Source organism: Streptomyces tanashiensis (genome assembly GCF_014648895.1).
GTDB classification, from domain to species: Bacteria; Actinomycetota; Actinomycetes; order Streptomycetales; family Streptomycetaceae; genus Streptomyces; species Streptomyces tanashiensis.
The window spans coordinates 92,054-105,361 of sequence record NZ_BMRZ01000001.1 but is presented as its reverse complement, the minus strand read 5'-3'; the positions used below and the strand labels follow the sequence as shown (position 1 = coordinate 105,361).

Below are 13,308 nucleotides of genomic sequence, written 5' to 3'. Positions count from 1 at the left end.
GGCGCGAGAGTGTTGCCCGGCGTCTGCCCTGCGGGCGGCGCCGTCCCGTCCGCCGGCGCCAGGGCCGCTCGGCCCCCGGCGCCGGACCCTCGTCCACGCGCCCACGGAGGCCCCGTGCAGACCACACAGACCCACGCAGACCCCACCGCACCGGAGACCACCCCGCCGACGGCCGGCGCACGGGGGCCCGCACCGGAGACCACCCCGCCGGTGGTCGCCGGACCCGGGGCCGCGACGCCCGCCGCGCCGGTGGCCGGCGGAGCCGGGTCCACCCCGCCCGCCGCGGGCGAACCCGCGCCCGCCGTCCCGGTGTTCACCGCCGGTGTCCGGGTGCTCTTCGCCGACGACGGCGACGCCGCCACCCTCGCCGGGCCCGCGACCTCGCTCGCCGTCCGGCCGGTCCGGGGCGGCGTCCGCACCGCCCTGCGGCGCCTCGCCGAAGGACCGCTGCCCACCGAGGAGTTGTACGAGGGGCTGCTCCCCGCCGAACGCGTCCACGTCGAGCGGATCCTCGGCCGGGCCCGGCACCTGGTCGCCCACGCCGTCCTCGCCCGGGGCGGCCGGGCCCCGGAGGGCGGCGCGCGGCGGATGCTGCTGCGCCTGGAGCCGGTGGCCCGCGACGCGGAGTACCGGCCCGTCGCGGTCGGCTCCGACGCGACCGTACGCCTCTCCCGCTTCGCCTTCTGCCGCAGCCGCGACGGTGCCCTCGTCCTGGAGTCGCCGCTCGTGAAGTACCGCGCGGTGCTCACCGACACCGCCGCCCGGACCCTGGCCGCCGCCCTCGGCGCGCCCGGCACCCCCGCGCGGCTCGGCGCGGACGCGGGCCTCGACGCCGCCTCCACCGCCGACGTCCTCGGCCACCTCGTCGGCGCCGGCTTCGCCGAACTCGCCGACGAGGAGGGCGCCTTCGCCTCCGACGCCGAACCGGTCCTGCGGCAGTGGGACTTCCACGACCTGCTGTTCCACTCGCGGATCCGCTCCGGCCGGTACGACGACGTCTTCGGCGCCGTCTATCCGCACCGGGGCGCGATCGAGCCGCGGCCGGCGGTGAAGCCGGTGCCCGAGGGCCCCTTCGTGCCCCTGTACCGGCCGACCCGGGAGGAGATCGCGGAGCGCGACCCGTCCCTCACCACCGCGATCGAGACCCGGCGCTCCATCCGGGGGTACGGCGAGAAGGAGATGACCGCGCGCCAGCTCGGTGAGCTCCTCTACCGGGTCGCCCGGGTCCGCGCCCACTACACCCCCGAGCCGGGCGGCACGCGCGACGAGGTGGTCTCGCGTCCGTACCCGAGCGGCGGCCAGGGCTACGAACTGGAGCTGTACGTCACCGTGCGGCGCTGCGCGGGCCTGGAGCCCGGCATCTACTACTACGACCCCGTCGGCCACCGGCTGATCCTGCGCAACGACGAGGAGGCCGACCGGGAGTCCCTCTTCCACGTGGCCTCGCGGGCCACCGGCATGGAGGCCCGCCCCGACGTGCTCGTCACCGTCACGGCCCGCTTCCAGCGCATGTCGTGGAAGTACCGGGCCATCGCGTACGCGACCACGCTCCGGCACACCGGCGTGCTCTACCAGACGATGTACCTGGTCGCGACGGCCCTCGGCCTGGCCCCCTGCGCCCTGGGCAACGGCGACGCCGACATGTCCGCCCGTGTGCTCGGCCTGGACTACCTCCAGGAGTCCTCGGTGGGCGACTTCCTGCTCGGCAGCCGGCGCCCCGACGACTCCGTCGCAGGTGAGCCGGGGGAGGGCTGGCGGATGCTCAACAGCCCCGAGTGGTCCCTTCCCGAGAATCCCTGAGGCTTTCGGCATGACGCCCGTTATTCCGGGCGTGATAAACGTCAGGCCGTGCTTGGAAAGGCTGGTGCACCGGGTGGCCGGTCAGCATTATTGGTGATGCAGCCGAACGGTTGCCGAGAAGAAATCCGAAAGGAATTCACATGAGCATCGACGACATCAAGAACGGCGACGACAAGGCGTTCGACGACTTCAACGTCGACGAGCTGGAGACCCTCGAGGTCGCCCAGGGCGTGGCCCTCCCGGAGATGGGTGCCTCCAGCGGCTCGATCGGCACCTCGTCCTCCTCGTCCTCCACCTGCTCCGCCTGCTGAACCTCCCCCGACCGAAACGCTGAAAGGAATCGCAGCATGAGCATCGACGACATCAAGAACGGCGACGACAAGGCGTTCGACGACTTCAACGTCGACGAGCTGGAGACCCTCGAGGTCGCCCAGGGTGTCGCCCTCCCGGAGATGGGTGCCTCCAGCGGCTCGATCGGCACCTCGTCGTCCTCGTCCTCCACCTGCTCGGCCTGCTGACCGAGTAACCGAGGCTGAACGCACGACGCACGAAGGATGCGACCGCCCGGCTCAGGCCGGGTGGCGCATCCTCGCGTGCGTTTCGGGAGTGTGCGGGGGGCGTCAGCCGCGCAGGGCGACGTGGAACGACGAGGCCCAGAGCACGAGCGCCGCGCCCAGGCCCACCACCGTGCGGATGGTCTCCGCCGTGGTGCCGGCCGCCAGGACGGCGAGCCCCACCAGCGCGACCGCCGTCAGGAAGATCGCGGTCCACTTGTACTGTCCCTGGTCGAAGAGGCGGGCCAGCGGGAAGAAGTGCAGGCCCACCACCAGGCAGATCCCGACCGGGATGAACTCCGGGTGCCCCGAGGCGTTCGACGCGGCGATCACCGCGAAGATCGCCACCAGCTCGGCCGCGTTGACCAGGCCGACCCCCCGGTTCCACTTCTCCGGCAGCCGCACCAGACGGGTCACGGGACCCGCGGTGCCCCGGAACGCGAGGACCACCGCGCCGGCCGTCACGGCCGCCGCGACGACGCCGACGGTGACCGAAACCGGTACCGCCGCTATCCCCGAACCGCCGGCGAAGGCCCAGACGAGGGCGAAGACGGCGAGGACGATCGCGCCGCGACGGCGCAGATTGCGCGTGAGAGCCAGGCACTCCGCGTCGGTGGTTTCCGTAGTCATGGCGCGGACCCTACAGCGATGATCCGACCGGGTTGTCTATTTTCGGCCAGTCCGACCCCGAGGGGGTCGGCGGAGCCCTGGCCCGAGCGTCACGGAAAGCGTGACACATGTCAGCGGCGACTCCTTTTCCCTGTTCCGCCGCAATTCCCTCGCGGCATCATTTCGAGCGGAACACAGGACGTTAATTCTCGATTTCTCGGAAGGTGCGAAAGCATGGGGGTTGATGCGCTGGAGCGCACTGCCGTGAAGCCGGATTCCGACGGCCTGACGGGAGTGCGGCTGCACACACGGATGCCGGTCACACCGGCCTGGCTCGCCCGGTACGTCGTCCCGGTCGCCCGCGCGCTGAACGAGGCGGGCGCCCCCGCCGTCCAGCTGCGCCGCGGATGGCTGCACGGACCGCACGTCGACATCCTCGCCCGGGACGCCGCAGGCCTCCCCGGCGGCGGCCCCGACTGGGACGCGGTCGTCCGCGGCCTGGACGCCGGCCCGCTCGACCCGCCCCGGGCCCTCACCGAGGAGACCTACCTCGACCAGGCGCGGGAGTTCGGCCGCCTGGAGGCCGTCCAGCCTCCCTACCTGCCGCTGCGCGAGCACGGCACCGTCGAGCGGATCGCCCCCGGCGGCGCGGGCACCGCGCACACCTCCCGCGACCCGCGCCTCGACACCTTCCGTACCGTCGTGCACGCGGCGCTCACCCCCGCCCTGCTGCGGACCGTCGACGACCTCGCGGCCGGGCCCGGCTCCGGCACCCTCCGCCTCGCCGAGGCCTTCGCCGCGCTCGCCGACACCCACGCCCTCGGCCTCGGCTACGGGGTCTTCTCGCCGCGCTCCCACGTCGAGGCCTTCCTCGCCTGGGCCGCGCCCACCAAGGACGTGCGGCCCGTCTTCCGGCAGCGCCTCGCCCAGGACGCCCCGGTCCTCCGCCGGGTCGTCGAACAGCGGCTGAGCGGCGAGGTCTCCGCGACCGCCGCCGCCTGGCGCACCGGCTTCGCCTACGGAGCCGGGGCGCTGGAGAGCGCGGTCGCCGCCGGCACCCTCACCCTCGACCTCCTCGACGCTGCCACCGACGGCCTCGACCGCTCCGAGATGGGCCCGCCCGGGGCCACCCGGGTCGTGCCGCAGGGCGAGCAGCCCGACAGCGACTTCCACCGGACCGTCGGCGCGGCCGGGGTGACGGCCTCCCCCTCCCCGTGGTTCGCCGCCTTCCGCCTCCTGACCAACCTCTTCTACGAGCAGCTGCCGCTGCTCACCGTCTCCCCGATGCAGCGCTACTACACGTGCTTCGCGATCGCCGAGACCGTCGACGAGGTGCTCGGCGTCTCCTGGCGCGAGCGGATCGCCGCGAACGGCCCCGCCGGAGACCCGGACACGACCGCCACCGCCCCCGAGGGAGCCCCGCGATGACCGCCGTGACGCCCGAGCCGCTCTGGTTCCTGCGGGTCAACCCGCTGCGCCGGGCCCGGCTCGCCGACCCCGAGCTGCGGCGCCTGCTCGCCCTGCTGACCGCCGCCGAACGGACCCTCGCCGACGCCGCCGCCACCGCCTCCGACGAGCTGTACGAGCGGATCGGCGCCGCGACCGACGACGCCGAACGGCGCGAACTCATCGCCCTGCGCCGCTCCGTGCACAACGACAAGGCCCCGAAGAAGGCCCCCGAGCCCGCCGGACCCGCGATCGCGGCCTGGCTCGGCGCCCGCGAGGAGCGCGACCGGATCCGCGGCGAACTCGTCGCCGGCTACCCCGACGCGGCCGAACGCGAGCGCGGAGTCCTCGCCGGACTCCTCGGCGACCCCGACCTGCTGCGCTCCCTCGCGCTCGTCGCGCCCGAGGTCCACCAGGAGGCCGAGCGCTACCGCACGGCCGTCGCCGCACCCGGCCGGGTCCCGGCGAAGTCCCGCAAGTCCGAGCGCGGACTCATCCAGTACGTCACCCGCGCCATGGTCCGCACGAGCCCGCTGGCCCGGTTCACCGCCGTCGGCATCGCGGAGCCCGACCCGGCCGCCCCCGGCCCCGACGAGACCGGATTCCCCGGCGCGACCGCCTTCCCCGGCCTCGACCGCGTGATGCTCAACTACGTGGTCGGCGGCCTGCCCGACCCCGCCGACCGGCCCCTCGAAGAGCTCTGGATCGGACTCCCGCCCACCTCCGCGCCCGACCCGGCGGCCGGGAAGCTGTTCTTCCTGCGGCCCGGGCCCGAGGGGATGCGCCGTGCCGCCGTCTCCCTCGACGGCCCCGCCGGCGACCTCCTCGACGCGGTGTCCATGGGCCCCCGTCCCTTCCCGTCCGTCGTCGCCCACGTCGCCGAACGCTCCGGGCGCACCCCCGAGGACGCCGACCGCCAGGTCAGGGGCGCCGTCGCCCAGGGCCTGCTGTGCACCTTCCACGAGGCCGAGGACGGCTCCGCCGACTACGACGACCTGCTCTCCCCGGACGACGACCGCCCGCTCACGAAGGAGCTCACCGACCGCGTCAAGACCGGGCTGCCCGCCTTCACGGCCGCGCCCGCCGCCGAACGCGGCGCCGCGCTGGCCGAGTTGCGCGGAGCCCTCGGCGAGCTCAGCCACGCCGCCGGCCGCCCCGCGCACGTCACGGTCGAGGAGGACTACGTGATGCCGCCGCTGACGGTGGCCACGGAGCCCTGGAAGGAGTCCCTGAAGGACCTCGGCCCGGCCGTCGAACTCCTCACCGTCTTCGACTGGCTGCACGACGTCCGGGTCCTCATGACCGCCGCGTTCGTCGAGCGCTTCGGCCCCGGGGCGAACGTCCCCCTCGCCGCCCACGCCCCCTTCGTCGTCGGCGAGGTCTCCCGCCGCGCCGCCGCCATGGCCGCCGTCTACGGCCCCGACGGCCCCGGCGACCCGACCGCGCTCAAGGGCATCGGCCCCGCCGACGGCTCCCTGGAGCGCATCTACGAGCTGCGCCGCGAGGTCACCGAGGCGCTCCACGCCCTCATCGGCCAGGCCGTCGAGCGCGGCGACGACACCCTCCGCATCAGCCCGGAGCAGGTCGCCGGCCTCACCGGCGACCTGCCGGAGCGCTTCCGCCGCGACCCGCTGATCTACGGCATCCTGCTCCAGCGCGGCGACGGCCACCTCGTCCTCAACGACGGCCTGCCGGGCCACGGCATGCTCTACGCCCGCTTCCTGGAGGCCGACCGGCGCCTCGGCGGCCGCGCGCTGCCCCGCCTCGCCGACCACGTACGCCGGGTGTACGGCCACGACGGCGCCCGCGTCACCGAGGACCTGGGCCTGCACCGCCTCAACGTCAACGCCCACACACCGATCCTGCCGGGCGGCCTCACCCCCGACGACTGGTTCGGACTGCGGCTCGCCCACGACCCCGAGACCGACTCCCTGCGCGTCGAGGACGCCGACGGCGCCCCGCTGCGGGTCCTGCCCCTCGGCACCGGCCACCCCGGCCTCTTCCCGCCGCCGCTCTCCGTCGCCTCCGGGCTCGCCATCAGCGGCCGCCTCTTCAACGCCCTCCCCAACAGCTGGCACGCCGCCACCCCCTGGGACAGGGCCACCACCCGCACGGCGCCCCGCATGGCCGTCGGCGACGTCCTCATCGGCCGCCGCCGCTGGTACGGGGGAGAGGAACTCGGCACCGCGCTCGCCGCCGGACCCGAGGAGCACGAGCGGCTCCTCGCCCTCAACGCCTGGCGCGCCAAGCACGGCGTCCCCGAGGAGGTCGTCGTCAAGACCGTCCCCGAGGACGAGGGCCCGCTCTCCGTCGGAGCCCCCGACATCCAGTCCAAGCGCCTCCAGCAGAAGCCCCAGTACGTGGACCTGAGCAGCGCGCTCGGTGCCCGCGTCCTGCCCCGGATGCTGGAACGGCGCGGCGCCGACACCGGCGGCAGCTACCTGGAGGAGGCGCTGCCCGGCGTCGTCGACGGCACCCACGCCACCGAGTGGGTCGTCGAGGTCGGCCGGACCGCCGGCGGCCGCTTCACCTACCACCCGAGCACCCAGGCTGAGGAGCGGTGACGATGCTCAAGGCACGCCCCGACCTGCACTACGCTCCCGTCCCCGGCGGGGTCTACTTCAGCGGCGTCCGCGCCCAGTTCGTCCTGCGCGGCTCCGAGGTCCTGCACGCCGTCGCCCAGGGCTGCGTCCCGCTCCTGGAGGACGGCACCGACGAGGACGCGCTCGTCGCCGAGATCGGCACCGAACGCGCCCGCCCCGCCGTACGCCACCTCGTCGACAGGCTCCGCGCGAACGGACTGCTCCTCGACCCGGCGGCGTACACCGCCCCCGAGCCCCCCGCCGACGTGCGGGAACGGCACGCCGAGTCCCTCGCCCGGCTCGAAGGCCTCCTCGACGACCCGTACGGCGCGTTCGCCCGGCTCCGCGCCGCGACCGTGCTCGTCACCGGGCCGCGGGCCGCCACCGGACCCGCCGTCCGGGGCCTGCGCCGCGCGGGTGTGGGCACGGTCCTCACGGAAGCGGGGGCCCAGGCCCCCGACGCCGTCCTCGACATCCGCGAGGACGACGACCCCCGTCCCCCGTCCGACGCGCCCCTGGTCGTCCCGGTCCGGATCGGCACGACCGGCGTCACCCTCGTCGGACCGGCCCTCAGCGGCCCCGGACACCCGGCCGTCCGCGACGCGTTCCACGACCGGGCCCGCGCCTGGGCCGCCGCCGAGGCCACCGCGCCCGCGCCCCGCCCCGTGGCCGACGCGCTCGCCGGCGCCCTCGCGGCCCAGCTGCTCGTCGACACCCTGACCGGTACGGCGGACGTGGGCGAGGCCCACGTCGTGCACGGGACGGACCTGGTCTCGGACCGGGTCACCGTCGAGGGAGCCCCCATGGCGGCCGCGCCCGGCCGACCCGGCTCCCTCCAGGACGCGGAGGCCCGTACGGCGGAGGCCCGTACGGCGGAGGTCCACACGCACACCCTCGCCGACGCCCCCGCCGACGACCGCCCCGAGCCGGACGAGGCCCGCGAGGCCGCCGCCCCGCTCGCCGCCCGCTGGACCGGGCCGCTCGCCCTCACCGAGGGCGCCGACCTGCCCCAGATGCCGCTCGCCCTGCGCGCCGCCGAGCTCCGCACGGCCGGCCGCCCCACGACCACGGTCCTCGCCTGGGCCGCCCACCAGGAGACCGCCGCCGTCGCGGCGACCCTCCAGGCCCTGCGGGCCCTCATCCCCGGGGCTCCCACCCCGGCGGCCGGCCCGCACGCCCGCATCCCCGGGGCTCCCACCCCGGCGGCAGGGCTCACGCGGGAACACTGGCTCCTCGACGGCGCGCTGCGCCTGCTCGCCGAGGAGACCCCGTTCCCGCCGGCGGAGACCGCCACCCCGCACGAGCCGCCCGCGGCCCTCCCGGCGGGCGACCCCGCCGTGGCCGCGGGCGGCGGAGCCCCCGGGGGCACCGACCCCGAGGGCCTGCGGATCCTGGCCCGCCTCCGGGCCCTCCGCCCGGACGAACCGGTCGTACGGATCGCCCGCGTGCCCGGGCTCGACTGGCGGCTCGCCGAGGTGACCGCCGACGGCGCCGTCCTCGGACGCGCCTGGGGCGCCGACACGGCCGAGGCCGTCCGGAACGCCCTGTGCACCGCCCTCGCCCGCACCCAGACCGCCCCCGCCCCCGGCACGACCGCCCCCGGCACCGTCGACCCGCTCTCCACCGACGCCCTGCTCCTCGCCGACCGCGCCGCCCTGGACGCGCTGCGCGCCCAGCTCGCCGCCACCGGCACCACCTACCGCGGCGAGGCCCACCGCCACGACCCGGTGCTCGGCGAGCTCCCCCTCTGGTACGGCCCCGTGGAGGCCCACGATGCCCACTGACACCCTCACGCTCGCCCTCGGCCCCGGCCTGGACGCCCTCCCCGCCGATGAGGCCTGGCGGGACGCGCTCGACGCCCTCGCCGGCCTCCTCCCCGAAGGGACCGTCGCCGTCGACCGGGGCTGGGACCTCGGCTGGGAACGCGGCCGGTTCGACGAGGCCCGCGCCGCGGGCCGCCCGCACCTCTCCGTCCGTCTCCGCGCCGACGAGGTCCTCGTCGGCCCGCTCTGGCGGCCCGGCACCGACGCGGGCTGCGCGGGCTGCGCCGAGGTCCGCGACCGCACCGTCCCCGACCACCCCCTCGTCGGCGACCTCCGGCACGCGACCGCCGCCCCCGGGCCGGGCGCGCCGCTCCTCCCCGAACTGCTCCGGGCGACCCTGGAGCACCTCGCGGAGCGGCCGCTCGGGCCCGGCGAACTCTTCGCGGTCTCCCCGCGCGGCCTGCGCCGCCACCGCATCGCCCGCAGCTTCCACTGCCCCCTGTGCGGACCGGCGTACGAGCGGCTCGACGGCACCGGCACCCCGGCGCCGCTCGCGCTGACCGACCGGCCCGCGTTCCCGGACGACTCCACCCGCACGGCCGCGAGCCGGCTCGTCGAGCGCGGGGTCCTCCAGGAGCGCCTGGTCGACGAGCGCTTCGGGCCCGTCCGCGCGCTCCTGCGCGAGTCCCGCGCGCCCTTCGCGATGAGCATGGCCGTGGTGCCGGACGCCCCGGCGATGGGCCACGGCCGCGCCCGCACCTTCGCCGAGACCGGACCGGTCGCGATCCTGGAGGCGTACGAGCGGCTCGCCGGCTTCCCGTACGACCTGCCCGTCCTCACCCACCGCTCGTACCGGGAGGTCGCCGGCCACGCCGTCGACCCGGCCGGGCTCGGGCAGTACACCGCCGAGCAGCTCGCCCACCCCACCAGCCGGGCCACGCCGTTCGACGCGGACACCCCGATGGACTGGGTGTGGGGCCACGACCTCGACGACGGGCGCGCGCTGCTCGTCCCCGCCGACCACGCCTTCTACCAGTACGAGTACAACCACCGCCGGGACCGCAGGGCCGCCCGCGAGGCCGGGACACCGGGCCGCAAGCACTACTTCTACGAGTCGTCCAGCGGCTGCGCCGTCGGCGCGAACCTCGAAGAGGCCGCCCTGCACTCGCTGTTCGAGCTCGCGGAGCGGGACGCGTTCCTGCTCTCCTGGCACCGGGCCGCCCCGCTGCCGACCATCCCGAACCACACGCTCACCGACCCCACCAGCCGCGCCATGATCGAGCTGATGGAGTCCCGGGGCTTCGACGTCCATCTCCTCGTCGCCACCCGGGACATCGGCCTGCCGGTCGTCTGGGTCCTCGCGGTGAACCGGCTGAACCCCTTCCCCGCGACCTTCTCCTCCGCCGGCTCCGGCGCCGACCCGCAGTCCGCGATCCGCGGCGCCCTGCGCGAGGTCGCCCAGCTCGTCACCAACCCGGTCGACTGGACCCGCGAGGACGTCGAGCCGATGGTCGAGGACCCGTGGCTGGTCCAGGAGCTGGAGGACCACGTCCGCTTCTCCTCCCTGCCCGAGACCGCCGCCCGCGCCACCGCCGCCCTCGGCGGACCCCGGGTCACCCTGGACGAGGCCTTCCCCGACTGGCCCGGCCGGCTCGACCGGGGCTCCGGCGGGGACGTGCGCGGCGCCCTGGACTTCGTCCGCGGGCTGTTCGCCGAGGCCGGACTCGACCGGATCGTCCTCGTCGACCAGACGAGCCGCGAGCACGCCGACGCGGGCATCCACGTGGCCCGCGCGGTCGTCCCCGGCATCCTCCCGATGTGCTTCGGCCACGCCCAGCAGCGCCTCGCCGGACTGCCCCGGCTCACGGCCGCGCTGCGCGGCACCGGCCAGGAGCACCGGGCGCTGCCCCTCGACCCCCACCCGTTCCCGTGACGGCGCCGCCGATCGGACCGGCCACCGCACCCCGCTGGGGCGACTCCGGGGTACCGCCCCGGCGCGGGCCCGTCGACCTGCCAGGCCCGGACGGCGACAACAGCATCGCCCGCGAGCCACTCTGGTACGCGTACGGCGCCGGGGACGACGCACCCGAGGCGCCCCCGTGGACCTGGGTGCCGCAGCCGCCGCCCGACACGCACGTGCCGCCCCCGCCCCCGCGCGGGGGCGGCCCGCGCGGGGCCCTGCCGGCCGGCACCCACGACCGGCTCGCGGCGCTGCCGTTCCCGGCCGTGCCGCCGGTGACCCCGTACGCGGCCGGACCGGACGGGGACCGGCTCGGCCGCGCCCTCGTGACCGCCTTCGGGCCCCGGCGAAGAGAGCCCGAGAACCCCTACAACGACCACCGGCCCTACGCCTCGCCCCGCTGCCTCTTCCCCGTCCACGCCTTCGTGGACGGGGGCGCGGGCATGCCCTGGCGCCTCCTCGAACCGGACCGGCACGCCCTCACCGGCACCCCCGCCGCGCCCGCCCGCAACGTCCTCCTCACCGGCCGGTACACCTCCGTACCGCCCGCCTACCAGTGGTTCCGCGGCTCCCTCGTCGCCATCGAACTCGGCTTCGTGCTGCGGTCGCTGAGCCTCGGCCTGGAACTCTTCGGCGTCCCCGCGCGACTGCGCCCGCCCGGCCCGGACGCCCACACCCTGCTGCCCGCCCTCGGCCTCGACGACGCCTGGGCCTGGTCCCTGCCGTTCGTGGTGGAGCTGGACGGCGCCGGACCGGCGGCCGGGGGAGGGGGACCCGTACCGGAGCCCCCCGCGCACCTGGACCGCACCGACCCCGCCCTCGCCGCCCTGATCCACGTCAACCGCGCGCAGACCTACGGCAGCGCCCCCGCCCCGCTCACCACCGCCGTCCCCGAGGGCCTCGGGCCCTCCGCGGTCGTGCCGGACTGGGCCGAGCTCCTGTGGCGGCGCCACTCCGGACGGATGCCGCGCGCCCTGCACGGCATGAGCGGCCGCCGCGCGCGCGTGCCCGCCGAGGCCCTCGACAGCGCCGCCCGCTGGCTCTCCGTCCCGCCGCCCGGACCCGAACTGGCCGCGGCCTTCGCGGCCCTGAAGGTCACCGCGGTCGTCCAGGGCGTCGACGGGCGGACCGACGGCGTCCACCGGCTGCGGGAGGGCGCCGCGCACCTGCTGCGCGGCGACCCCACCGCACCCGAACGCCTGGAGGAGCGGTACGGCTACGGCGTCTCGCCCGTCAACGGCTGCGGCATCCGCGACGCGCCCCTGACCGTCTTCCTCTCGGTGCGGACCCGGGAGCTCTTCGAGCGCCTCGGGCCGGCCGGCTGGGGCGCCGTCCAGCACGCCGCCGGCTGGGCCGCGCACGGCCTCTGCCTGTCCGCCGCGGCCTCCGGCCTCTTCGCCCGCCCGGTGCGGGCGTTCAAGGAGATCCCCACCCAGCGCGTCCTCGGCCTGGACCCGGACGAGATGGTCGTCCTGTCCGTGGTCGTGGGGGTACCGCAGCCCACCGGCGGCGCGCTGCTCGACCTCAGACTCTGAAGGAGCGTCCCGTGACCCCGCCACCTGATCCCCGGCCCACCGAGTGGACCGCCTGGCACCTCCACCTCGGCACCACGGCCCGGTCGGCCCACGACCGGGTCGTCACCGACGTCATCGGCCCCACCGTCCGCGAACTGGTCCCCGGCACACCGTGGTTCTTCATCCGCTACTGGCAGTCGGGTCCCCATCTGCGGCTGCGCGTGGGCGACCTCGACGCCGGGGCGCGAGCCCGGGTCGAGGCCGCGCTCACCGCGCGTCTCGCCGTGGCCGGCGCCCCCGCCCCGGGCGAGGAGCCGCTCGACCCCGCGGCCTACCGCAGCGGGGCCGAGCGGCTCGCCGCCGCGGGCGAGACCGGCGAGAACACCACCGTGAAGGACCTGCTGCCGCCCGGTGTCCACCCGGCCGTCTACGAGCCGGAGTTCGACCGCTACGGCGGCCGGGCCCTCATGCCGGCCGCCGAGTCCCTCTTCACCCTGTCCAGCGGCCTCGTCCTGGCCGCCCTGCCCCGGGTGACCGGCGAACGGCAGCGGGCCCTGCTCGCCCTGCGCGGCACCCTGGCCGTCGCCGCCGCCCTCGGGGACCCGGCGGAGCGCGCGTACTACTTCGCCCACGGTCTCGGCGCCTGGCGCGCCTGGGCCGCCGAGGCCGGCCACCCGGCCGCGCTCCTCGACACGATCACCCGGGTCGAGGGCGCCGTGACCCTCGACCCCGAGGCCCACGGCCCGTTCGCCGGCTGGCACGACCGTCTCGCCGCGCACGCCGAGGAGATCCGGGCGCAGTCCCCGTCCCTCCTCGCCGCGCACGCCGAGGAGATCCGGGCGCAGTCCCCGTCCCACCCCGGCATGGTCCTCTTCTCGCACGCGCACATGCTCCACAACCGGCTGGGCCTGAGCCTCCTGGAGGAGCTGCGCAGTTACGCGGTGCTGGCCCACGCCTTCCCGCTCCCGGAGAACACCCCCGTACCGCACGGCACCGGATCCCCCGCGGTGCCCGCCGCGTGACCCCCGCCCCCCACGGGGTGTCACACAGCAGGAGGCCCGGCCGGGAAACCCGGCCGGG

At 76.3% G+C, this 13,308-nt stretch carries 10 protein-coding genes; 9 read left to right on the top strand and 1 reads right to left on the bottom strand.

All coding sequences use genetic code 11. From position 1 onward, the window contains the following. Window positions 1-114: 114 nt before the first annotated feature. From IE237_RS00425 to IE237_RS00415, 3 genes are all read left to right on the top strand, one after another. Window positions 115-1,800, top strand: a complete 1,686-nt coding sequence (locus IE237_RS00425; protein ID WP_229842165.1) for a SagB/ThcOx family dehydrogenase — start codon at window positions 115-117, stop codon at window positions 1,798-1,800. Window positions 1,801-1,940: 140 nt separating this feature from the next. Continuing rightward, window positions 1,941-2,111, top strand: a complete 171-nt coding sequence (locus IE237_RS00420) for a thiazolylpeptide-type bacteriocin (RefSeq protein WP_189799760.1) — start codon at window positions 1,941-1,943, stop codon at window positions 2,109-2,111. Between the two features lie 36 nt (window positions 2,112-2,147). Continuing rightward, a complete protein-coding gene (locus tag IE237_RS00415; RefSeq protein WP_189799760.1) occupies window positions 2,148-2,318 on the top strand; it encodes a thiazolylpeptide-type bacteriocin in 171 nt (56 codons plus the stop codon). 102 nt (window positions 2,319-2,420) lie between these two features. Here the strand turns inward: IE237_RS00415 and IE237_RS00410 are convergent, their stop codons facing one another. Further along, complete coding sequence (locus tag IE237_RS00410; RefSeq protein ID WP_189799759.1) at window positions 2,421-2,984, bottom strand: hypothetical protein; 564 nt, start codon at window positions 2,982-2,984, stop codon at window positions 2,421-2,423. A 213-nt stretch (window positions 2,985-3,197) separates the two neighbouring features. Between IE237_RS00410 and IE237_RS00405 the strand changes: the two genes are divergently transcribed. From IE237_RS00405 to IE237_RS00380, 6 genes are read left to right on the top strand one after another with little or no spacing between them, the layout of a single operon-like run. Next, window positions 3,198-4,391, top strand: coding sequence for a hypothetical protein (locus IE237_RS00405; protein WP_229842163.1), 1,194 nt, complete (start codon window positions 3,198-3,200; stop codon window positions 4,389-4,391). Then, window positions 4,388-6,973: a lantibiotic dehydratase gene (locus IE237_RS00400; protein WP_189799758.1), complete on the top strand. Its 2,586-nt coding sequence runs from the start codon at window positions 4,388-4,390 to the stop codon at window positions 6,971-6,973. The genes IE237_RS00405 and IE237_RS00400 overlap by 4 nt, the downstream gene beginning before the upstream one ends. A gap of 2 nt (window positions 6,974-6,975) precedes the next feature. Then, the gene (locus IE237_RS00395; RefSeq protein WP_189799757.1) at window positions 6,976-8,775 is read left to right on the top strand and encodes an amino acid adenylation domain-containing protein; all 1,800 of its coding nucleotides are present in this window, start codon (window positions 6,976-6,978) and stop codon (window positions 8,773-8,775) included. Then, a complete protein-coding gene (locus IE237_RS00390; protein WP_189799756.1) occupies window positions 8,765-10,687 on the top strand; it encodes a TOMM precursor leader peptide-binding protein in 1,923 nt (640 codons plus the stop codon). The genes IE237_RS00395 and IE237_RS00390 overlap by 11 nt, the downstream gene beginning before the upstream one ends. Further along, window positions 10,684-12,249 carry a nitroreductase family protein gene (locus tag IE237_RS00385; protein ID WP_229842162.1) on the top strand — a complete coding sequence of 522 codons (1,566 nt, stop codon included), beginning with the start codon at window positions 10,684-10,686 and terminating at the stop codon, window positions 12,247-12,249. Before IE237_RS00390 ends, IE237_RS00385 begins: the two co-directional genes overlap by 4 nt. Window positions 12,250-12,260: 11 nt before the next feature. Continuing rightward, window positions 12,261-13,250 carry a thiopeptide-type bacteriocin biosynthesis protein gene (locus IE237_RS00380; protein ID WP_189799755.1) on the top strand — a complete coding sequence of 330 codons (990 nt, stop codon included), beginning with the start codon at window positions 12,261-12,263 and terminating at the stop codon, window positions 13,248-13,250. Window positions 13,251-13,308: the final 58 nt, after the last annotated feature.

What these genes read in the sequence shown, in the direction of transcription:
- IE237_RS00420 (WP_189799760.1), top strand. Translation starts at nt 1,941, where the DNA reads ATGAGCATCGACGACATCAAGAACGGCGACGACAAGGCGTTCGACGAC.
- IE237_RS00415 (WP_189799760.1), top strand. Translation starts at nt 2,148, where the DNA reads ATGAGCATCGACGACATCAAGAACGGCGACGACAAGGCGTTCGACGAC.
- IE237_RS00410 (WP_189799759.1), bottom strand. Translation starts at nt 2,984, where the DNA reads ATGACTACGGAAACCACCGACGCGGAGTGCCTGGCTCTCACGCGCAAT.
- IE237_RS00405 (WP_229842163.1), top strand. Translation starts at nt 3,198, where the DNA reads ATGGGGGTTGATGCGCTGGAGCGCACTGCCGTGAAGCCGGATTCCGAC.
- IE237_RS00400 (WP_189799758.1), top strand. Translation starts at nt 4,388, where the DNA reads ATGACCGCCGTGACGCCCGAGCCGCTCTGGTTCCTGCGGGTCAACCCG.
- IE237_RS00395 (WP_189799757.1), top strand. Translation starts at nt 6,976, where the DNA reads ATGCTCAAGGCACGCCCCGACCTGCACTACGCTCCCGTCCCCGGCGGG.
- IE237_RS00390 (WP_189799756.1), top strand. Translation starts at nt 8,765, where the DNA reads ATGCCCACTGACACCCTCACGCTCGCCCTCGGCCCCGGCCTGGACGCC.